This window comes from Pseudomonas artemisiae (assembly GCF_057128685.1).
Genome location: NZ_JBSKHS010000002.1, coordinates 219,526 through 241,483, shown reverse-complemented (window position 1 = coordinate 241,483; position 21,958 = coordinate 219,526). Strand labels below are relative to the sequence as shown.

The 21,958-nt window shown below is 61.4% G+C and carries 18 protein-coding genes and 1 pseudogene; 7 read left to right on the top strand and 12 right to left on the bottom strand.

The features are described from left to right. Positions 1 to 30: 30 nt before the first annotated feature. The 5 genes from choW (at position 31) to betA (ending at position 6,150) form a co-directional block, all read left to right on the top strand. Positions 31 to 876: a choline ABC transporter permease subunit gene (gene choW / locus ACWKV4_RS03740; protein WP_483831037.1), complete on the top strand. Its 846-nt coding sequence runs from the start codon at positions 31 to 33 to the stop codon at positions 874 to 876. Then, on the top strand, positions 873 to 2,108 hold the full coding sequence (gene choV / locus ACWKV4_RS03735; protein WP_483831038.1) for a choline ABC transporter ATP-binding protein: 1,236 nt from the start codon (positions 873 to 875) through the stop codon (positions 2,106 to 2,108). Before choW ends, choV begins: the two co-directional genes overlap by 4 nt. 177 nt (positions 2,109 to 2,285) lie before the next feature. After that, entirely contained in the window at positions 2,286 to 2,885 is a 600-nt protein-coding gene (gene betI / locus ACWKV4_RS03730; RefSeq protein WP_483831039.1) for a transcriptional regulator BetI, read from the top strand. Positions 2,886 to 2,961: 76 nt separating this feature from the next. Next, on the top strand, positions 2,962 to 4,434 hold the full coding sequence (gene betB, locus ACWKV4_RS03725) for a betaine-aldehyde dehydrogenase (RefSeq protein WP_483831040.1): 1,473 nt from the start codon (positions 2,962 to 2,964) through the stop codon (positions 4,432 to 4,434). An 18-nt stretch (positions 4,435 to 4,452) separates the two neighbouring features. Beyond that, positions 4,453 to 6,150 carry a choline dehydrogenase gene (gene betA / locus ACWKV4_RS03720; protein ID WP_483831041.1) on the top strand — a complete coding sequence of 566 codons (1,698 nt, stop codon included), beginning with the start codon at positions 4,453 to 4,455 and terminating at the stop codon, positions 6,148 to 6,150. A 51-nt stretch (positions 6,151 to 6,201) separates the two neighbouring features. Here the strand turns inward: betA and serB are convergent, their stop codons facing one another. Next, positions 6,202 to 7,401 carry a phosphoserine phosphatase SerB gene (serB, locus tag ACWKV4_RS03715; RefSeq protein ID WP_483831042.1) on the bottom strand — a complete coding sequence of 400 codons (1,200 nt, stop codon included), beginning with the start codon at positions 7,399 to 7,401 and terminating at the stop codon, positions 6,202 to 6,204. 123 nt (positions 7,402 to 7,524) lie between these two features. Here serB and ACWKV4_RS03710 point away from each other — a divergent pair, with 123 nt between their 5' ends. Beyond that, positions 7,525 to 9,021: an AhpA/YtjB family protein gene (locus tag ACWKV4_RS03710; protein ID WP_483831043.1), complete on the top strand. Its 1,497-nt coding sequence runs from the start codon at positions 7,525 to 7,527 to the stop codon at positions 9,019 to 9,021. Between the two features lie 294 nt (positions 9,022 to 9,315). On the opposite strand, the gene ACWKV4_RS03705 is transcribed toward ACWKV4_RS03710, so the two are convergent. From ACWKV4_RS03705 to ACWKV4_RS03660, 10 genes and pseudogenes are all read right to left on the bottom strand, one after another. After that, a complete protein-coding gene (locus ACWKV4_RS03705) occupies positions 9,316 to 10,023 on the bottom strand; it encodes a PqiC family protein (RefSeq protein WP_483831044.1) in 708 nt (235 codons plus the stop codon). A gap of 160 nt (positions 10,024 to 10,183) precedes the next feature. Continuing rightward, a pseudogene (gene parC, locus ACWKV4_RS03700) lies at positions 10,184 to 12,443 on the bottom strand (DNA topoisomerase IV subunit A); the annotation flags it as partial. 7 nt (positions 12,444 to 12,450) lie between these two features. Then, entirely contained in the window at positions 12,451 to 12,984 is a 534-nt protein-coding gene (locus ACWKV4_RS03695; RefSeq protein WP_483831045.1) for a retropepsin-like aspartic protease family protein, read from the bottom strand. Beyond that, positions 12,981 to 13,967: an esterase-like activity of phytase family protein gene (locus tag ACWKV4_RS03690; RefSeq protein ID WP_483831196.1), complete on the bottom strand. Its 987-nt coding sequence runs from the start codon at positions 13,965 to 13,967 to the stop codon at positions 12,981 to 12,983. Before ACWKV4_RS03690 ends, ACWKV4_RS03695 begins: the two co-directional genes overlap by 4 nt. Next, on the bottom strand, positions 13,967 to 15,871 hold the full coding sequence (gene parE / locus ACWKV4_RS03685) for a DNA topoisomerase IV subunit B (protein ID WP_483831046.1): 1,905 nt from the start codon (positions 15,869 to 15,871) through the stop codon (positions 13,967 to 13,969). The genes ACWKV4_RS03690 and parE overlap by 1 nt, the downstream gene beginning before the upstream one ends. 29 nt (positions 15,872 to 15,900) lie before the next feature. After that, complete coding sequence (locus ACWKV4_RS03680) at positions 15,901 to 16,509, bottom strand: YqiA/YcfP family alpha/beta fold hydrolase (RefSeq protein WP_483831047.1); 609 nt, start codon at positions 16,507 to 16,509, stop codon at positions 15,901 to 15,903. A 43-nt stretch (positions 16,510 to 16,552) separates the two neighbouring features. Beyond that, a complete protein-coding gene (gene cpdA / locus ACWKV4_RS03675) occupies positions 16,553 to 17,365 on the bottom strand; it encodes a 3',5'-cyclic-AMP phosphodiesterase (RefSeq protein ID WP_483831048.1) in 813 nt (270 codons plus the stop codon). Positions 17,366 to 17,395: 30 nt separating this feature from the next. Next, complete coding sequence (locus ACWKV4_RS03670) at positions 17,396 to 18,577, bottom strand: ATP-binding protein (protein ID WP_483831197.1); 1,182 nt, start codon at positions 18,575 to 18,577, stop codon at positions 17,396 to 17,398. Between the two features lie 159 nt (positions 18,578 to 18,736). Next, on the bottom strand, positions 18,737 to 19,189 hold the full coding sequence (locus tag ACWKV4_RS03665) for a DUF1249 domain-containing protein (protein WP_483831049.1): 453 nt from the start codon (positions 19,187 to 19,189) through the stop codon (positions 18,737 to 18,739). Next, on the bottom strand, positions 19,180 to 19,797 hold the full coding sequence (locus ACWKV4_RS03660) for an NUDIX domain-containing protein (protein WP_483831050.1): 618 nt from the start codon (positions 19,795 to 19,797) through the stop codon (positions 19,180 to 19,182). The genes ACWKV4_RS03665 and ACWKV4_RS03660 overlap by 10 nt, the downstream gene beginning before the upstream one ends. A 143-nt stretch (positions 19,798 to 19,940) precedes the next feature. Between ACWKV4_RS03660 and ACWKV4_RS03655 the strand changes: the two genes are divergently transcribed. Then, complete coding sequence (locus ACWKV4_RS03655; RefSeq protein ID WP_483831051.1) at positions 19,941 to 20,684, top strand: RsiV family protein; 744 nt, start codon at positions 19,941 to 19,943, stop codon at positions 20,682 to 20,684. On the opposite strand, the gene cytX is transcribed toward ACWKV4_RS03655, so the two are convergent. Then, positions 20,644 to 21,933: a putative hydroxymethylpyrimidine transporter CytX gene (gene cytX / locus ACWKV4_RS03650; protein WP_483831052.1), complete on the bottom strand. Its 1,290-nt coding sequence runs from the start codon at positions 21,931 to 21,933 to the stop codon at positions 20,644 to 20,646. The genes ACWKV4_RS03655 and cytX overlap by 41 nt on opposite strands. Positions 21,934 to 21,958 lie beyond the last annotated feature (25 nt).

Below are 21,958 nucleotides of genomic sequence, written 5' to 3'. Positions count from 1 at the left end.
CCTTACTCCACGCAGATGGGTGCCAATACCATGCTGACAGACCATAAACTTCCCCTTGGCGAACACATCGCCGCCTTCGTCGACTGGTTGACCCAGCACGGCGCCGGGGTATTCGACTGGATCGCCTCCACCCTCGAAGCAATGATCCACGGCCTTACCGCTGCCCTCACCTGGTTCCCGCCGCTGGCCCTGGTGGTGATCTTTGCCGGGCTGGCCTATGTCATCCAACGCAAGGTCAGCCTGGCGATATTTGTGGCGTTGTCGTTTCTGCTGATCCTTAACCTGGGGTATTGGCAGGAAACCATGGAAACCCTGGCCCAGGTCACCTTCGCCACCGTGGTGTGCGTCGCCTTGGGGGTACCCTTGGGCATCGTGGCCGCGCACAAACCGTTCTTCTATACCTGCCTGCGGCCAATACTGGACCTGATGCAAACGGTCCCTACCTTCGTGTACTTGATCCCTACCCTTACGCTGTTCGGCCTGGGTGTGGTGCCAGGGTTGATCTCCACCGTAGTGTTTGCCATCGCCGCCCCTATCCGCCTGACCTACCTGGGCATTTGCGACGTTCCCGAGGAATTGATGGACGCTGGCAAAGCGTTCGGCTGCTCGCGGCGCCAGCTGCTGGCGCGCATCGAATTGCCGCACGCCATGCCAAGTATCGCCGCCGGGGTGACCCAATGCATCATGCTGTCGCTGTCGATGGTGGTGATCGCCGCCCTGGTAGGCGCCGATGGCTTGGGCAAACCGGTGGTCAATGCCTTGAACACGGCCGATATCGCACTGGGTTTCGAAGCAGGCCTGGCAATCGTGCTGCTGGCAATCATGCTCGATCGCATCTGCAAACAGCCAGATGCCAAGCTTAGAGGTGACGCATGAGCATCATTCGTTTCGAAGACGTGGACGTGGTGTTCAGCCGCCAGCCCAAGGAAGCCTTACGCTTATTGGACGAAGGCCTAAGCCGCCCGGAAATCCTCAAGCGTACCGGTCAGGTGGTGGGGGTGGAAAAAGCCAACCTGGAAGTGAACAAAGGCGAGATTTGCGTGCTAATGGGGCTGTCTGGGTCCGGCAAATCCAGCCTGCTACGCTGCATCAATGGGCTTAACACTGTTAGCCGTGGCAAGTTGTTCGTGGAACATGAAGGCAGCCAGATCGACATCGCTTCCTGTACTCCGGCGGAGTTGAAAATGATGCGCACCAAGCGTATTGCCATGGTGTTCCAGAAGTTCGCGCTTATGCCTTGGCTCACCGTGCGGGAAAACATCAGCTTCGGCCTGGAGATGCAAGGCCGCCCCGCGGATGAGCGTCGCCGCCTAGTGGACGAAAAGCTTGAACTGGTGGGCCTGACCCAGTGGCGCAATAAAAAGCCTAGCGAACTCAGCGGTGGCATGCAGCAGCGCGTCGGCCTGGCCCGGGCGCTAGCGATGGACGCGGACATCCTACTAATGGACGAACCCTTCTCTGCCCTAGACCCGCTGATCCGCCAAGGCTTGCAGGATGAGTTGCTGGACCTGCAGCGCAAGCTGCAAAAAACCATCGTGTTCGTCAGCCATGACCTGGACGAAGCCCTCAAGCTGGGTAGCCGTATTGCCATTATGAAAGACGGCAAGATCATCCAGTATTCCCGGCCCGAGCAAATCGTGCTCAGCCCGGCAGATGACTATGTGCGCACCTTCGTGGCGCATACCAACCCGTTGAACGTACTCTGTGGCCGCAGCCTGATGCGCCCCTTGGCCGAGTGCAAGCGGCTAGACGGCGAGGTATGCCTGGACCCTGGCAGCCAAGCCTGGCTGCGGTTGGGCGACCAAGACACGCTCAAGAGCGCGCGCCTGGGCGACCTGCCACTGGACCTGCAAAGCTGGCAACCGGGCCAGCCCGTGGAAACCCTGAGCCGCCGCCCTACCGTGGTAGGCGCGCAGATTGGCATGCGCGAGGCGCTGGAGATCCGCTACCACACCGGCCATAAGCTGGTGCTGCATGAGCAGAACCGCGTGGTAGGCGTGCTGGGGGATACCGAGCTGTACCACGCGCTGCTGGGTAAAAGCCTGGGCCACCCCGCCGAAGCCGCGCCTACCCATGAGGCTGTAGTGCCGCTGCGCAAGGTCAATTGACATCAGGCCGTGGAGCTGGGCAAAGCCCGGGAACAAGTCGGGGTCTGATCACCGGTTCTAGGTGAACAGTTCCCAGGCTTTACCTGGTCCTAGCACTTCCGCGTTCTTATTTGAACGATCAATCAAAATAAACTAGACTGCCTCTCCAATGACGCGGACCGCTCATAGGAGTACGCAATGCCAAAGGTGGGAATGCAGCCCATACGTCGCCAGCAGTTGATCGAGGCCACGCTGCAGGCGGTGGATCAAGTCGGCATGGCCGATGCCAGTATCGGCGTCATCGCCAAAACCGCCGGTGTGTCCAATGGCATCATCAGCCATTACTTTCAGGACAAGAACGGCCTGATCCAGGCCACCATGGGCTACCTTATGCGTGCCTTAGGCACCAACATAACTACCCGTCGCCAGGCCTTGACTGACAGCAACCCGCGCGCCCATCTGCGGGTAATCATCGAAGGCAACTTCGACGCCAGCCAGGTCAACGGCCCCGCCCGTAAAACCTGGCTGGCGTTTTGGGCCGCCAGCATGCACCAGCCTTCGCTGCACCGCCTGCAGCGCATCAACGACCATCGGCTGTATTCCAACCTGTGCTGTCAATTCCGCCGGGCATTGCCAGTGCCCCAAGCGCGCCATGCGGCACGCGGCCTGGCGGCGTTGATCGACGGCCTATGGCTGCGCGGTGCGCTTTCCGGCGACGCCTTCGATACCGAGCAAGCGCTGCGTATCGCCTATGAATATGTGGATCTGCAATTGGCGAACCCCCTCGCCCAGCCATGAGCTGGCACGCCGTTTTCGCCGTTAACCCCACGCCCTCGGCTTGGCCGGGCGCCTGACCAACTTCATGAGGAACGACATGTCCCGTTTCGGCTTGCAAAAACTGTACATCGATGGTGGCTACGTGAGCGCCAGTGGTGACGCCGTGTTCGACGCCGTTAACCCAGCCACTGGCGAAGTGCTTGCCCAGGTGCAGCGCGCGACCCAGGCCGATGTTGAAAAGGCCGTGGCCAGCGCTGAGAAGGGCCAAAAGGTATGGGCCGCCATGACCGCCATGGAGCGTTCGCGCATCTTGCGCCGGGCCGTGGACCTGCTGCGCGAGCGCAACGACGAACTGGCCATGCTGGAAACCCTGGACACGGGCAAGGCGTACTCGGAAACCCGCTACGTGGACGTGGTCACCGGCGCGGACGTGCTGGAGTACTACGCAGGCCTGGTGCCCGCCATCGAAGGTGAGCAGATCCCCCTGCGCGACACTTCGTTCGTGTATACCCGCCGTGAGCCATTGGGGGTGACCGCGGGCATTGGCGCCTGGAACTACCCGATCCAGATCGCCCTGTGGAAATCCGCCCCAGCCTTGGCCGCGGGCAATGCCATGATTTTCAAGCCCAGCGAAGTCACCTCCCTGACCACCTTGAAGCTGGCGGAAATCTACACCGAGGCCGGTTTGCCCAACGGTGTGTTCAACGTGCTGACCGGCAGTGGCCGTGAAGTGGGCACCTGGCTGACCGAGCACCCACGCATCGAAAAAGTGTCCTTCACCGGCGGCACGGACACTGGCAAGAACGTGATGGCCAGCGCGTCGAGCTCTTCGCTCAAAGAAGTGACCATGGAACTGGGCGGCAAGTCGCCGTTGATCATCTGCGCTGATGCCGACCTGGATAAAGCCGCTGACATCGCCATGATGGCCAACTTCTACAGCTCCGGGCAGGTGTGCACCAACGGTACCCGCGTCTTCGTACCGGCCTCTCTCAAGGCTGCGTTCGAAGCCAAGGTGCTGGAGCGCGTGCAGCGCATTCGCATCGGTGACCCGCTGGATGAAAACACCAATTTCGGCCCATTGGTAAGCTTCGCTCACATGGAAAGCGTGCTGGGCTACCTGGCCAAGGGTAAAGCCGAAGGCGCGCGCGTGCTGTGCGGCGGCGAGCGTTTGAGCGAAGGTGCCCTGGCCCAGGGCGCTTACGTGGCGCCTACGGTGTTCACCGACTGCCATGATGAAATGACCATCGTGCGTGAAGAGATCTTTGGCCCAGTGATGAGCCTTTTGACCTACGACAGCGAAGACGAAGCTGTCCAGCGTGCCAATGCCACTGATTTCGGCCTGGCCGCCGGGGTAGTCACGCCAGACCTGAACCGCGCTCACCGCATCATTCATCAGCTTGAAGCCGGTATTTGCTGGATCAACGCCTGGGGCGAGTCCCCGGCACAGATGCCAGTAGGGGGTTACAAGCAGTCCGGCGTTGGCCGCGAGAACGGCATCAGTTCGTTGGCTCAGTACACCCGGGTCAAGTCCGTACAGGTCGAGCTGGGCGATTACAGCTCGGTGTTCTGAGCCTGAAGGAGCATGGTCATGAGTAAAGAATACGATTACATCATCATTGGCGCAGGGTCCGCGGGTAACGTGCTCGCTACCCGCCTGACCGAAGACGCCAATGTCAGTGTGCTGCTGCTCGAAGCAGGCGGCCCGGATTACCGTGCCGACTTCCGTACCCAAATGCCGGCAGCCCTGGCGTTTCCCTTGCAAGGCAAGCGCTACAACTGGGCGTACGAAACCGAGCCAGAGCCCCATATGGACAACCGCCGCATGGAATGCGGGCGCGGCAAGGGCCTGGGTGGCTCCTCGCTGATCAACGGCATGTGCTACATCCGCGGCAACGCCTTGGATTACGACGGCTGGGCCAGGCTGCCAGGGCTTGAAAGCTGGTCGTACCTGGACTGCCTGCCTTACTTCCGCAAGGCCGAAACCCGTGACATCGGCCCCAACGATTACCATGGCGGCGATGGCCCGGTGAGCGTGACCACGCCCAAGGCCGGCAATAACCCGCTGTTCAATGCCATGGTAGAGGCGGGTGTGCAGGCCGGTTACCCCCGGACTGACGACCTGAACGGCCATCAGCAGGAAGGTTTCGGCCCCATGGACCGCACCGTGACCCCCAAGGGCCGCCGTGCCAGTACCGCGCGCGGTTACCTGGACCAAGCCCGGGCGCGAGCCAACCTGACCATCATCACCCATGCCTTGACCGACCACATCGTGTTTGAGGGCAAGCGTGCCTTGGGCGTGGCCTGGCTAGAAGGCGACAGCACCGCTACCGTGCAAGCCCGTGCCCGCAAGGAAGTGCTGTTGTGCGCCGGCGCCATTGCCTCGCCGCAGATCCTTCAACGCTCCGGTGTGGGCCCCGCTTCGCTGCTCCAGGCCATGGACGTGCCCGTGGTGCACGACCTGCCGGGGGTAGGTGAAAACCTGCAAGACCACCTGGAAATGTACCTGCAATACGCCTGCACCCAGCCGGTGTCCCTCTACCCTTCATTGCTGTGGTGGAACCAGCCAGCCATCGGCGCCGAATGGTTGTTCAATGGCACGGGCATTGGTGCCAGCAATCAGTTCGAAGCGGGTGGGTTTATCCGCAGCCGGGAAGAATTCGAGTGGCCGAACATCCAGTATCACTTCCTTCCAGTGGCCATTAATTACAACGGTAGCAAGGGCGTGAAGGAGCACGGCTTCCAGGCCCACGTAGGCTCCATGCGCTCCCCAAGCCGGGGCCGCGTGCAGATCAAATCCCGCGACCCGCGCCAGCACCCTAGCATTGTGTTCAACTACATGGCCACCGAGCAGGACTGGCAAGAATTTCGCGACGGTATTCGCATCACACGCGAGATCATGGCCCAGCCGGCCTTGGACCCGTACCGTGGGCGGGAAATCTCCCCTGGCGCCCATGTGCAAACCGACGAACAACTCGATGCGTTCATCCGTGAGCACGCCGAAACCGCCTACCACCCGTCCTGCTCTTGCAAGATGGGCATGGACAACATGGCCGTGGTCGATGATCAGGGCCGGGTGCATGGGATGGAAGGCCTGCGGGTAGTGGATGCGTCTATCATGCCGATCATCACCACTGGTAATTTGAACGCGCCAACCATCATGATCGCGGAAAAGATCGCCGACCGTATTCGCGGCCGAGCACCGCTGCCACGCAGCACCGCCAGCTATTACGTGGCCGGTAACGCACCCGTGCGTGGCACTCCGGCGCGCCAGGTAGCCCGCGCCTGACGGTAGGCGCCGGCGAAGCCTGCGAACAGCGGTATTACCTAGACAACAGCGTTACAACAAACGCTGTTCGATTCCAAGCATATACAGCACCCCATCCAGCCCCAGGGTTGAGATGGCGTGCTGGGCCGAGGCCTTCACCAACGGCTTGGCACGGAATGCCACCCCCAGGCCGGCCAGCGCCAGCATTGGCAGGTCATTAGCGCCATCACCCACGGCGATGGTCTGCTCCAACGTCAGGCCTTCCTTGGCTGCCAGTTCGCGCAGCAGCAGCGCCTTGCGCTCAGCATCCACGATAGGCTCCACCGCCACCCCCGTGCATTTACCGTCTTCTACCTGCAGCTCATTGGCGAACACATAGTCGATGCCCAGGCGGGCCTGCACCTGGCGGGCAAAGTACGTAAAGCCGCCGGAAAGAATCGCGGTTTTGTAACCCAAGCGTTTAAGCCCGGCGAACAAGGCCTCGGCGCCATCGGTCAGGCGCAAGGACGCGCCGATCTCATCCAGTACGCTGACGTCCAGGCCCTTGAGCAACGCCATGCGCTCCTTGAAGCTGGCGCGAAAATCCAGCTCGCCGCGCATGGCCCGCTCGGTAATGGCCGCCACACGTTCCCCGACCCCCGCCGCCTTGGCCAACTCGTCGATCACCTCGGCCTGGATCAAGGTAGAGTCCATATCGAATACCGCCAAGCGCCGGTGCCGACGGCACAGGTCGTCCAACTGCAAAGTCACGTCGGCGTTCAACTCCCCCGCCGCGGCGAGTAATTCCGAACGCAATACCTGCGGGTCGGTGGGGGCGCCCTGCAAGCGGAGCTCCACGCAACCTGGCCCGCCCTGAGGCGCATTCAGGCGTGCCGGGGCCGACAACCGGTCGATGCGTTCTACTTCAAGGCCATGGGTGCTGGCGATGTGGGTAACGCGGTGCAACTGGTGTGCGGTCAACCCCTCACCAAACAGGCTCAATACGTGGCGCGGCTGTGCTTGAGCCTCGGCCCAGGCTTGATAGGCCAGGGCACTCAACGGCGCAAAGCTCGCGTGTAGCTCAAGCCGCTCGCAGATCCCGCGCAGCCCGTCTTGTACCGGCGATTCCTCGGCGCCCTGCTCTACCACCGCCATCAGGCTAAAGGCCCCATGGGCCACCGTCTGCGCGATGTCCAAAAGGCTCACGCCGCACCCGGCCAAGGCGCCAACGAGCTTGGCACTCAAGCCTGGGCGATCGAGGCCTGTGATGTTGATCAGGACGAATTCGCGCAAAGTCCACCTCGGTATTGGCAAAAAAAGCGCATTCTAACCAGATTCCTTGCCTGGCGGCGCTTTGAACCCCAGGGGTCGATCGTTATACTGCGCAGCAACTTCCAGCCTCAAGAGCCGAGCGCAGTGAACCGGCCCACGCCCGTTAAAAACGATAATTTCTTTCTGCTGATCTTTCGCGCCTTGCGTCATCGCCGCGTACCGATCGCCCTGCGTATCGCCACCCACAACGTGATTCTCGTTGCCGTCGCGCTGGTGATCTACGCCTGCGTGATGGGGCTGCAGTTCAAGCAGGCCATGCATGATCAAGCTGACGCCCTGGGGCAGAGCCTGACCAGCCAAACCGCGGTGTCCGCTACCGAGCTGCTGGTGTCCAATGACATCCTGAGCTTGAACGTGCTGCTCAACAACCTGGCGAAAAACCCGCTGGTGGCCCATGCGGCCATCTATAGCGGCGACAATCGGGTAATCGCCGAGGCAGGGCAAAAGCCCAAGGCTGGGATGCTGACCATGGCCGGCGGCGTGTACGAAAGCCGGCTGTCCTTCCAAGACGTGAGCACCGGCACCTTGCGCGTTAGCCTGAACATGGAGCAATTTCAGCAGCCGATGACCATCAGCCTGCAGAGCATGGGCATCCTCAGCCTGATTCTGTTGGTTCTGACCTTGGCGTTCAGCTTGCGCATCGGCCGCAACCTCACGACTCCCTTGCTGCAATTGCGGGTATGGCTGCGGGATATCACGCCCTATACCCCGGCTATCGAGCGTCAGGACGAAATCGGCGACGTAGCCCGTGACCTGCACGCCCAGTTCGCGCCAGAGCCACCGCCGGAGCCCGAGCCCGAGCCCGAAGAGGAACTCGAAGACGACGCGCCCGCCCCTGCCTTTGCGCCCTTTACCGGTGCTCCTGCCGCCAAGCCCGCGCCCGTCGCGCGCCGGGTAATGGCCGATGAAGACGAAGAGGATGACGCGGCTTTCGCCGACCTGGGCGATCTGTCGATCCCCGCGGCCCACGCGCCCACTACGGCGGCGCCTGTGGTGCCTGTGATTCCTCAATACAGCGCGGTACTGGCGGTGCAGCTAGGCTCCCAAGAACAACTGCGGCGCCTGCCTCGGGCACGCCTGCTGGAGCTTATCGAGCGCTATCGGGATTACCTGGGGCAAGCAGCCTCGTTATACCAAGGCCACGTACACGCCTTGGCCGACGGCAGCAATCTGGTGCTTTTCCACAGTAACGACGCTGGTGATGACTACCTCACCAACGCCATCTGCTGCGGCGAGCTATTACGGGCCCTGGGTCATGAACTGCAGATCGAAGTAGCCGACAGCGGCGTGACCCTGCAACTGCAATTGGGCTTGGCCCTGGCGGACGGCCTACAGGCCATGGACCTTGAAGCGCTGGTAGGTACCGAGCCCGCTCGCGCCGCATTGGCCCTGTCCCAGCACAGTCGCAACCTGCTGTTGGTGGAACGCAAGGTGAACGAAGATATGCTCATTCGCCAGCGCGCGCGTATCCGCTCCATCGCTAGCCCTGAAGGTGCGTCTTGTGTGGAGCGCTTGCTGGAACCCTACCCTTCGCTGCTGGAACGGCAGTTGGGCCGTATGGCGGATCGCCGGGGGCGCTAGCCCCGCTTAGCTGTAGGAGCCAGCAAAGCTGGCGAATAGGGCCTGACAGCAACCTCGCTGGCTGCTACGGTATGGCCTGTATGTTCCCGTAGCAGCCGAGCTTGCTCGCGACCAGATTCAACACAATGCTGAGACGGTCGCGGCCAAGGCCGGCTGCTACGGATATACGCCAGCCTGTGCTGTAGCAACGGGCCTTGGCCGCGACTAGGTTCAACACCGTGCCGTGGCTGGTCGCGAGCAAGCTGGGCTGCTACGCGAGAACCCCCGCAGGCGTATAAGGCAGCGGTCACAGCCTTAGAACCTGAACACTTCCGTATTGCCCCGCACCGGCGTTGCCTGAGGCATTTGCTGGGCGTCGGGCACTTCTTTCTTGGCCTGTGCCGCGCTGGCCTTGCGCGACTCTTCCGCCAGGGCTGGTTGGCTGGCCAACGGCTTGACCGCCACGCTCAGCTGCTGAGCCAAGCGTTGCAGCAATATGCCTTGGGCTTGCACCTGGGCGGCGGTGCCACCGGCATGCTTCTCTTCCAAGTGAACCAAGCGGGTATCCCGCACCTGACCACGCCTGTCCAGCACGCGCCATTGAGCGTCCAGTACCGCGGGTTGATTGCCACCGGAATCCAGCCGGGTGATGGACAGCAGTACCTGAGCATCGGGGCTGAAGCTGGCTTTGCTAGGGGCCAGCATCACGCGCTGGCTATCGAGCCGCCAGGCCAGTTGCCGCAACAGCAATTGGTCGATGTCCGCCGTGAGGCTGCCCGCCCAACGGCCATCGGCGGCGGCGCGCAGGCTGCCGTCTTTCTGCCGCTGCAGCAAGGTTTCACGATGCAGGTAATCCGCGACCGACACAGGCCCCAGCAATACGGCCATGCCACTGGCGCGCTTGGGTTGACCGGGGTTGCCGCTGTCGAGCTGATACAGCGTGACCGGCTGATGCGTGCTGCAGCCCGCCAGGCCTAGCACACCAGTCAGAACAGCAGCGAGAGGGATGCGCAGAAAGCTCATGATTCCGTCCAGGCGGCCCATTTAGGCCAGGCCGCAGTGATACCGATGCAATGGGCGCTTATCGGGTGTACGCCACAGGGCCCATATCATCCGTGAATACCGCCCAGGACTCCAGTGCCCAGTGGTCGCCCATGCAGAAACGACCACTGGACCGGCTGGAATCAGACGGAGGGTTCGACCAACAGCGCATCAACACGCTGAAAGCCTCTAGGCAGCTTATTGCCGCGCCGCCCACGTTCACCCTTGTAATGATCCAGGTCATCGGCCTTGAGCGACAGCGTTCGCTTGCCCGCCTGCAATACCAAGGTAGCGCCTTCCCGAAGAATAGCCAGGTCGGTGACGTATTCCTCACGGCTGGCGACCCGTTCCCCCGGCACGCCAATGATCTTGTTACCCTTGCCTTTGCCCAACTGTGGCAGATCGGCCACCTTGAATACCAGCAAGCGACCTTCAGTGGTAACGGCCGCGACCCACTCCTGGTCACGGTCAGTGAGCGGGCGCGGGGCCATGACCTTGGCTCCCTTGGGCAGGCTGAGCAGGGCCTTGCCGGCCTTGTTTTTGGCTTGCAAGTCCTCGCCCTTAACCACAAAGCCGTAGCCGGCATCCGAGGCAATTACATACAAGGCGCTGTCGTCCGGCAGCAGTAGGCACTCGAACTGCGCCCCAGGCGGCGGGGTCAGTCGGCCGGTCAGGGGTTCGCCCTGCCCTCGCGCCGAGGGCAAGCTATGGGCAGGCAAGGAGTAGCTGCGCCCGGTGGAGTCGATAAACACCGCGTACTGATTGGAGCGGCCGGGGGCAGCGGCCTTAAAGCCGTCACCGGCTTTGTACGACAAGGCCGTGGCATCGATGTCATGGCCCTTGGCGCAGCGCACCCAGCCTTTTTCCGACAACACTACCGTTACCGGCTCGGTAGGCATCAGCTCGTTTTCCGACAAGGCACGGGCTTCGGCCCGCTCGACGATCGGCGAGCGACGCTCGTCGCCGTAGGTTTTGGCATCGGCCAGCAACTCGGTGCGTACCAGTTTCTTGAGCTTGCTTTCACTGGCCAGCAAGGCCATCAGCTTGTCCCGCTCCTTGGCCAGGGCATCCTGCTCGTCGCGGATTTTCATCTCTTCCAGGCGCGCCAGCTGACGCAACCGAGTATCGAGAATGTAGTCGGCCTGGGTATCCGACAACCCGAAGCGCTCAATCAGCTTGGCCTTGGGATGGTCCTCGGTACGGATGAGATGAATCACTTCATCTAGGTTAAGAAAAGCCACCAGCAAGCCTTCCAACAGGTGCAGGCGCCGTTCGACCTTGTCCAGCCGGAACTGCAAGCGGCGGCGGACGGTGCGCACCCGGAACGCCAGCCACTCAGTTAACAAGGTACGCAGGTTTTTCAGCTGCGGCCTGCCATCCAGGCCAATGATGTTCATGTTGACCCGGTAAGTGGACTCCAGATCGGTGGTAGCGAACAGATGCTGCATCAGCTCGGCCGCGTCCACGCGGTTGGAGCGCGGGATGATCACGATGCGGCAGGGGTTTTCGTGGTCCGACTCATCCCGCAGATCAGCCACCATGGGCAGCTTCTTGGCCTGCATCTGCGCGGCGATCTGCTCCAGCACCTTGGCGCCGGACACCTGATGCGGCAAGGCGGTCACCACCACGTCGCCGTCTTCCTGCCGGTAGATAGCGCGCATGCGCACCGAGCCCCGGCCGTTTTCGTACATCTTCAGCAGTTCATGCCGAGGCGTGACGATTTCAGCCTCGGTAGGGTAGTCCGGCCCAGGCAAGTGCTCACACAACTGCTCGATGCTCGCCCCAGGCTCGTCCAGCAGGCGCACACAGGCGGTGGCCACCTCCCGCAGGTTATGGGGAGGTACGTCGGTGGCCATGCCCACGGCAATGCCGGTGGTGCCGTTGAGCAGGATATTAGGCAAACGGGCTGGCAATACCGCGGGTTCGTCCAGCGTGCCGTCGAAGTTGGGCACCCAGTCGGCCGTGCCCTGGCCCAGTTCGCTGAGCAGCACCTCGGAGTAGCGCGACAGGCGCGCTTCGGTATAGCGCATGGCGGCGAACGACTTGGGATCATCCGGCGCGCCCCAGTTGCCCTGGCCGTCCACCAGGGTGTAGCGGTAGCTGAAGGGCTGGGCCATCAACACCATGGCTTCGTAACAGGCCGAGTCACCATGGGGGTGGAATTTACCCAGCACGTCACCCACGGTACGGGCCGACTTCTTGTGCTTGGCGTCGGCGTCCAGGCCCAGTTCGCTCATGGCGTAGATGATACGCCGCTGCACAGGCTTGAGGCCGTCGCCGATGTGCGGCAGGGCCCGGTCCATGATCACGTACATGGAGTAGTTGAGGTAGGCCTGTTCAGTGAAGTCAGCCAAGGACCGGCGTTCCACGCCGTCCAGGCTGAGATCGGTTGATTCGCTCATGCAAGCCTCATCGAGTGGTGTTCTGGCGCAACAGCATGGTGCCGTCGCGCAGGGTGAATTCAAGACGTTTAAGGGCACTCATGCCCAGTAATATCTGCTCGCCCGGCAACCCCGGCACCACCACCGCGCTGACCTGGGTCAGGTGGATGTCGCCGAGTGCGAGGCTAGCCAGCCGCGTGCGGTAGCCCTGAGTGGCGCCATTGGCAGTATTGAGAGTGACCGGCAGGCCCTTGTCCAAAGCCAGGCGGCTGGCTACCGCTTGGGGGATAGCCACCTCAGTGGCGCCAGTGTCGAGCATGAAGGTCACCGCTTGGCCATTGACCTTGCCGTCGGCCATGAAATGGCCCTGCCGATTGCCTTGCAGCCGTACCTCTACAAAGCCTGCGCCATGGCTGGAGCTGACTTCGCGGTTTGGGTTTTCCTGGCGCTGTTCCCAGTCGCCGAAAAACCGTGAAGCCAGAAACAACCCGGCGATCCACGCCAGCACCAACAACCAGCGGCCGGCCTTGCGCCCTGGCGGTGAACTTGGCGGCGTACTCACGGCGCCTCCCAACCGCCGGCGGGCGCGGTGAAGCGCCATACCACAGGCCGCTGCTCACCGTCGGCGCGTGCACCGCCGTTATTGTCAGTACCGATCCAGGCGCCGGTTTCATCCAGGGCCAGCGCTTCCGTTAGCCCATAGGGCTGGTCATAGCGCCGCGCCGGTTGCAGCGCGGCTTGAGCAAAAGACCAGCAGCGCTCGACCTGGGCGGTGTTCGCATCGCGCCTGCAGACACGGTAGCCATTGCGTTCCAAGGTGAACAACTTGCCTTTGAAGTAGGTCAGGTCGGCAAAGTCCTTCACGTAGTTCGAGCCAGTGCGCATGTCGGCCGGCGCCTGCTCGGCACCGCCTTCGCTGAGCAACACACAAGGCACGCCGCATACCCAGCCGTCAGGCCCCAGGCGCGTGTACACCAGCCCCCGTTGCTCCCGCTCCGCCGCCAGCCACAGGTGGTGTGCCTCTGGGTCTAGGGCCAAGCCTTCGAACAGAGCATTGAGGTGGTGCAGCAAGGCCTGTTGGCGAGCCTCGGCCACTATGGTTGCAGGCAATGGCAACCATTGAGCGGCGCCGCTCGGGCTGACCCGTAATACGCTGGCCTTGGCTTCGCTGACCAAGTAAAGCTGCTGCTGACCATCACAGGCAATGCCTTCGAAATCCAGGCTGCCTCCGCGCACCAGGCTGGCTGCGGTAGCGGGTACACTAAGGCTCGGAGGCAAACCCATGTCCGGCGCGGACGGTGCCCTGAACACCAGCGGCTGGCTTTGCCATACCGGCCCGGAGCGTTCCAGGCGGTAAACCTGATCATCATCGCGGTCCGACACTGCCCACAGCTGGCCCGCACACAGCGCCAGCCCCGACAGATTACCGCCACGCATGCCCTCGACCGGGTATTCCGCTTGCAGCATGAGCTCGGGCAACCCGGCCTCCCCTTGGGCCATGGCGAGGTTGCCCCATAACAACAAGGCTACGAGCCCAGCACGGATCAACTAAGCACCTCGGCCAGGTTACCCTTGGCTTCCAACCAGCTCTTGCGATCACCCGCGCGCTTTTTGGCCAGGAGCATGTCCATCACCTCGCTGGCCTGGGCGAAATCGCCCAGGGTCAGCTGTACCAGGCGGCGAGTGTTCGGGTCCATGGTGGTTTCCCGAAGCTGCGGTGGGTTCATCTCACCCAGCCCTTTGAAGCGAGTGACCTGGGGCTTGCCCCGCTTCTTCTCCGCCACCAGGCGGTCGAGAATACCGTCACGCTCGGCTTCATCCAGAGCGTAGTAAATCTCCTTGCCCAAGTCGATGCGGTACAGCGGCGGCATGGCCACGTACACATGCCCTGCATCGACCAAGGGGCGGAAGTGCTGCACGAACAGCGCGCACAACAAGGTTGCGATGTGCAGGCCGTCGGAGTCGGCATCGGCCAGAATGCAGATTTTGCCGTAACGCAACTGGCTCATGTCGGCGGCGCCAGGGTCCACACCGATCGCCACGGCGATGTTATGCACCTCTTGGCTGGCCAGCACTTCGTTGCCGTCCACTTCCCAGGTATTAAGGATTTTCCCGCGTAGCGGAAGGATCGCCTGGAATTCTTTATCCCGCGCCTGCTTGGCCGAACCACCGGCGGAGTCACCCTCTACCAAGAAGAGCTCCGCACGGGCCGGGTCCTGCCCCGCGCAGTCGGCCAGCTTGCCGGGCAAAGCCGGGCCCTGGGTGATGCGCTTGCGCTCGACCTTCTTGCTGGCCTTCAGGCGCCGCCCGGCGTTGTTGATGGCCAGCTCGGCCAACTGCAAGCCCAGTTCGGGGTGGGCGTTGAGCCACAGGCTGAAGGCATCCTTGACCACGCCAGACACGAAAGCCGCGGCCTCACGGGATGACAGCCGCTCCTTGGTTTGGCCAGAGAACTGCGCATCCTGCATTTTCATGGACAGCACGAAAGCGATGCGCTCCCACACGTCTTCGGGTGCAAGCTTCAGGCCCCGTGGCAGCAGGTTGCGGAACTCACAGAATTCGCGCATGGCATCGAGCAGGCCCTGGCGCAAGCCGTTCACATGGGTGCCGCCCTGGGCGGTAGGGATCAGGTTGACGTAGCTCTCCTGCACGCTGTCGCCGCCTTCAGGCAACCACAGCAGCGCCCAATCCACTGCTTCCTTGTTGCCTGACAGGCTGCCGCAGAACGGCTCGGCGGGCAGGCGTTGGAATTCACTGACCGCGTCGGCCAGGTAGGAGCGCAGGCCGTCCTGGTAATGCCATTCGGTTTTCTCGCCGCTGGCTTTGTCTTCGAAGGTGACCGACAACCCAGGGCACAATACGGCCTTGGCCTTGAGCACGTGCTTGAGGCGGCTGATGGAAAACTTGGGCGAGTCGAAATACTTAGGGTCCGGCGCAAAGTACACGCTGGTGCCGGTGTTGCGCTTGCCCACGGTACCGATGACTTTCAGGTCCGTGGCCTTGAAGCCATCGGCGAAGGTCATTTCATATTCCTGGCCGTCGCGCTTGACCCTCACCCGTACCAGGTTGGACAGCGCGTTCACCACCGAGATGCCCACACCGTGCAGGCCGCCGGAGAACTGGTAGTTCTTGTTGGAGAACTTGCCGCCGGCATGCAGCTTGGTGAGGATCAACTCTACGCCCGGCACACCCTCTTCGGGGTGGATATCCACCGGCATGCCTCGACCATCGTCGATCACTTCCAGGGAGTGGTCGGCATGAAGGATCACCTGGATGCTGCTGGCATGGCCCGCCAGGGCTTCGTCGACGCTGTTGTCGATCACTTCCTGGGCAAGGTGGTTGGGCCGCTGGGTGTCGGTGTACATGCCCGGGCGTTTACGTACCGGGTCGAGGCCCGAGAGGACTTCGATGGCGTCGGCGTTATAAGAGCTAGCGCTGGGGGTGGCCATGGGTTCTCTTCGTCAATCGTTATAAAAAGTCACAAAGTGGCAGGGTCGATGGCGGCGCAACCTGCGGCCTCGAACCCGGCCAGTCGTAGCAATTCCGGGACCCGCTCGGCGAAGCCTTGATAGCTGTGGTCGCCGCCCTGGCGCACCTCGACCGCACAGCCCTTGTAGAACGCTTGGGCGAAGCGGTAGTCGAGGATGCTGTCCCCGGTTTGCAGCCACACGCGGATACGCTCACCTGCGTTCGGTGGCGGCACTTCCAGTTCAGCCAGGGCATGTACGTGGTCGTGGGTGAGCTGCCACTCCTCCTGGGTATAGAGGTTGCGCTGGGTACCCAAGCGCCCGTCGAACAGCCGGTGCGGGTTTACCACGGGGTTGATCAGCACGGCGCTCAGGCCGTGCCGGTGCGCCAAGTGGGTCGCATAGTAGCCGCCCAGGGAGCTACCGACCAGCAGCGGTTTGCCCAGGGTTACAATTGCCGCCTCCAGCTGAGCCATGGCCTGGCGGGGATGGTGATGCAAGGCGGGCACCTGCAACTGGCCGCTCAGCCCTGCCTGGGCCACGGCGGTGGACAGCTGCCGCGCCTTGTGCGAGCTGGGGGCGCTGTTAAGCCCGTGGATATACAACAAAGAAGGGGACACACGGCCTCCTGCGGTCGAATCGAGACACCCGAGTGTATCCCGTTCAATAACCGCTGCCACCAAACTCGGGCGCGAACTGAAAATCCGTTACGCGGGAAATGCCTGTTTCTATGTCGCCATTGGGCTGCAACCGCAACCAACGGTAGCCCGGCGCGATACGGTCCACGGCAAAGTCTTCGCTCAAGGGCTTGAACTGCACGCAGGTCGACGGGCTGGCCAATAATCGAACACCGTCGCGCTGACGGTCCAGGTGCTGATGAATATGGCCCCAAAGTATGCCACGCACCTGTGGATAGCGGTCTACCACTGCCCAGAAAGCCTCGGCGTTGCGCAAACCGATGGGCGCCATCCACGGGCAATCGATGGACACCGGGTGATGGTGCAGGCACACCAGGTGATGCCGATCCGGCGCGCCTTCCAGTGCTGCTTCAAGGGTGCGCAGTTGACCCTCGGCAAGCCAACCGGGGACCGACCCTGATACCGAAGAGTCCAGTAAGGTAATCCGCCAGTTCCCTACGTCCACCACCTGGCGCATCAGGTCGCTGTCACTGTAATGCTCGGCCATCACCGCGGCTTCGTCGTGATTGCCTGCCATCCAATAATGAGGCGCGTCAATGCACGCGGTCATTTGCCGAAAGCGCTCGTACGACTCCAGCGTGCCATCCTGGGACAGGTCCCCGGTCGCAACCATAAGGTCCACCGTCGGCTGCTCTGCCATGACCAGGCTTACCACCTGACCCAAGCTGTCAGCGGTGTTCATCCCCAGCAGGTTACCCTCGGCCTCGGCGAACAGATGGCTATCGGTCAACTGCAACAGCAGGATGGATGAATCACGGGTGTTATGGCGGTTCGGCAAGACGCGGCTCCAAGGAAAACACAGCAAGCATTATGGTGCACTTTCTTCAGCTGCGCCTACGTACTCAGCGTTGATCAGACGTTGAGTATCCTTCCAGATCTCGCCAACATAGGGGTCAGAAAGGGTAAAGATCCCGTGCCCCATGCGCATGACCAGATTCTCGGCCACAAGCGCGTTCAAGATAGGCTGGATTTCCTCGATCTTTACTTCCCTGCCAATGGCCTTCGAGTAATCCGCGGCCGCTTCAGCAGAGTAAAGCTTCTTTACCGGTTTATCAGAAGACGCAATTCGTCCAAAGACTTCCATGGCCAGGCTCCCCAAGTTCTCGACTTTAGAAATTTCAATGTCGGCAATAGCAGAACGTAGCGTCTGGGCGACGATGGGCATTGCCACGTCTGGGTTTCCACCTTGGCGGATCACATGACCAATTGCGCGTTTGAGTTCCTCTGGGCGATTGCCCAATGAATTGAACGCTTCAATGGCAATTGCTCGGCTCGGAAGCCTGTCTGAGCCAATCTCTGCTTCATAGCGGTTCAAGAGAAATTCTACGTAGTCCTCGCCCAACACCGGGAAGCTTGCGGACTCTGCACCAGCGAAAGCCTGATTATGCTTAGCGGTCATTTCGCCAACTTGGGCTCGATGCGAGCCTGTGCCAATGAAGATCAGGTAACCAGGCATATCGTTCCTAGGGTTGATAGCATCACGAGCTGCCTTTAGGGCGAACATCATGTTCTGCCCCTCCTCGCTTGCAATAGCTTGCTGCACCTCATCTACGATCAGGACTACATCGGTTTTAGCAAGATCAACTACCGCTTTCAAAGCGTCTGCCAGGGGTACGCCTCCTGCCTTGCCTATATCCTGCAATTTGAACCCGAATTTGAAACCAAAACCACCGAGATCCAGGCCATTGACACGCTTGAGCGTCCTCAGCGCCTTGGATTCCGGCTGTTGCAACTCCTGAAGCTTGTCCGTGATGGCCTGCTGCAGCAATGCAGAGGGAGAAGTCAGCGTATCGGTCCAGAGGTCCACATAAATGACTAGGGCCCCCTGAGACTCCAAGGCGGGCATCAGATCAGCCATCAGAAAGGTTGTCTTTCCGGTTCTGCGCAGCCCCGAAATAAACAGACCAGAGCGCAGATTTTCGTCGAGCACTCCAGGGTTAAGGAGCTGGCTAGCCATTTGCTCGGCCAACGTGTGTCGATGAAAAATCATAACTTTATCCAAAATTATGAGCTGACAATAATTATTGACTATACATAATTTTGGATAATAGCCACGATGGCTACTAGCAGCAATGTTGAACAGATGTGACAAGGCACTCCAACTATGGCGCCTTGTTCACTCCAACTATTCTGCTCATTGACCGCCGACTTACCTCACATACTCATACTCATGCCCACAGGCCAGGCAGTAGCTTAGCCACTCCCCAAGGAACAGGTTGAGCTGGGCTTTTTCGTCGGGCTGGTGCATGGCCGCGTTGGGGTACGGATAAATACCTCGAAAGCGCCGCGCATGTTGGGCGCCTATCACTTCAGCCATGCGGGCATCGTGATAGACCTGAACCTCCATGCGCGGCACCGGCAGCCAGGGCAGGCTGTGCTTCTGGCTAACGCTTACCGTGGTGGTGTAAGGGCTGGCCTGAATAACTTCGATGTTCAGCACGCCGAGCATCTGATCGCCCTGGGTCATTGCGATCTGGCGCGAACGCTGCTCTCCACGCATGCCTGGCAACAGGCGCATGAGGCGAGCATAGTTGGCCTCGCAGGCTGCCTGCAAAGCGGCCAGGTCGACCCGATAGCGTTCACGCAACACATTCACTTCCACAACCCCCTGACTTCTTCGCGGTTCAGCGCCAGCCATTGAATGGCGATCAGCGCGGCCGCGTTAATGATCCTACCGTCGCGCACGGCCTGAAGCGCATCCTCGAATGCCCAGACCCGCACGCGAATATCCTCCCCTTCCTCTTCTAGCCCGTGTAACCCGCCAGCGTCCGAGCTTTCGCAACGGCCCAGGTAAAGGTGCACGTACTCATCACTGCCCCCCGGGGAGGGGAAATACTTGGTAATCGGCCAAAGGCCCTTGAATGTGAGCCCAGCTTCCTCTTCCGCTTCGCGGTGCGCAACTTCTTCGGGGGTTTCGTCCTTGTCGATCAGACCGGCAACCATCTCGATCAACCAGGGGTTGCTGACCTTGTTCATGGCACCCACTCGGAACTGCTCGATCAGCACCACTTCGTCTCGTATGGGGTCATAAGGCAGCACACATACGGCGTCGTGCCGCACGAACAGCTCGCGGCTGATTTCCTTGCCCATGCCACCGGAGAACAGTTCATGGCGCAGGAACAGTTTGTCCACCTTGTAGAACCCGGTGAAGCAGTTTTCCCGGCGGGTGATTTCCACCTGTGTAGGCACCGATTGGTTAGCGTCTGTCATACGAATCCTCTTTTCCCATCTTCAGGTCACTGGCAACGATAGCCGATGCAACCATTGTGCCGACGGCCGTCGCGCATGTGTGGTGACGAACCGAACGTTACGTTTATAGTCCAACCCCGACTTAATACTCGCCAAGGAATTCCATGTCACCCTTGAAAGTTTCCGCGCTGGCGCTTCTCGCGTTGAGTCTTGGCGCCTGCCAAAGCCTTTTTCAACCCGATTACGACAAACCGCTCAAAACCGAGCGCGAAGCCTGGGAACATATCAAGCCCGGCTGCACCTCCGCCGACTGCCCATTGGTGAACCTGGATACGGTGCATTTCCCCGAAGAACCCACGCTCGACACCTTGGTACAGCAGCGTTTGCTGGCCTTGACCCAGGACACCCCAGACCTTCCCCCTGCCCCGACCCTGCAGGCCTACCAGGAACAATTCCTAGGCCAGGCGCAAACAGGCAATTCGACCTACCTGCAAGCGAAGGTACGGGAACAGCATGACGGGCTGGTGATCGTGGAGCTGTCCAGCTACCTAGACACTGGCGGTGCGCACGGCATGCCGGGGCGGGGATTTATTACGTGGTCCAAGGCGCGGCATAAAGCCTTGAGCCTGGCCGACATGGTAATGCCAGGCCAGGAGTCAACTTTTTGGCTAGCGGCCCAGGAAGCTCACCGGGGCTGGATGATTGCCTCGAAGCTGGACCAAGACCCGGAATTCGTCAAGAACTGGCCGTTCCAGCGTACCGACAACATTGCCCTGGCGTCCGACGCGGTGGTGCTCAAATACAATGTATATAGCATCGCGCCCTACGCCATGGGGCACATCGAGCTGAAAATCCCCTATGCACGGCTCAACGGTGTGATCCGGCCGGAGCTGCGCCCGCGGCGCTAAACAGGCGACTCAAGGCCAGGTGCAACACCCCGGCCAGCAGCAGCGACGGCAAGGTAGCGCCCAGATTCGGCCAATACCGGGCCAGCGCCTGATACAAGGCGGCCCCCGCTACCCAGGCCACCAACGCGGGAATACGCCACGCCGGGCCAGCCACCACAGCACGGCGTTGGCGCAACAGGTAATGATCCGCCAGCACCACGCCGAACAGCGGCGCGAACACCGAACCGATCAGCAGCAGGAAATTTTGGTACTGGGCCAGGGGCGCGAAAGCCGCGATCAAGGTACACACCAGCCCAACCACCAAGGCCAGGTGTTCGACCTTCACCCGTACTAGCAGGCCCACCGAAACCGCCGCTGAGTGAATATCCGCAAAGGCGTTTTCGGTCTCATCCAGCAAGATGAGTAACAGTGGGATACCCATGCCCGCCCCTGCCAACGCTAGCAGCAAGGCGTTGGCCTCCCCGGCTGGAGCAAACGCTAAGGTGTAGGCCACCCCTAGGCCCATTAGCCACACATTGCCCAGCAAGAAGCCCAGGGCTGTGCCTTTGAATACCCTGCTTGGTGCCCTGCCAAACCGGGAGTAGTCCGCCACCAACGGCAGCCAGGACAGCGGCATGGCGATGGCGACGTCAAAACCGGCAGCCAGTGTCAGGGAACCATCACCGGCGCGATTCCAGAGCGCAGGCAGATCCGTTGCCTGAAACAGGTGCCAAGTAAGCCAGGTGCAAGCTGCCAGCAGCAGCCAGATGCCCCATTTGCGCAACACCTTGCGCACGAACGCCAAGGGGCCGCTGACTGCCAAGAGGGTCGCCAGCCCACCGAATACCCCGGTCCACAGCAATGGGTTCGCCCACGTGCTGGCCTCCCCCCACTGATCAGTGGCCAGTAGGCTTGCCGCGTCTCGCATTACGATCAGCTCGAACGCGCCCCAGCCCACCAGTTGCAGCAGGTTGAGCAAGGCAGGCAAGGCTGCGCCATGGCGGCCCAGGCTGGTTTTCATAGAGGCCATGGCGGACAAGCCCGTGTCAGTGCCCACCACGGCGGCGGCGGCCAGCAACAGCACGCCGACCACCGTGCCCAGCACAATGGCGAGTACACCATGGGCCAAGCCCAGGCCCGGAGCCAGCAAGGCCCCGGTTTGCAGCACCATCAAGCCCACCCCGAGGGAGAACCACAGGGTGAACAGGTCGCGCGCGCCGAAAACGCGCCCCTCGGGCGCGACAGGAAGGTCGGGAGAGTATTGGGTCAAGGTTCGGTGCTCGGTCAGAGAATAG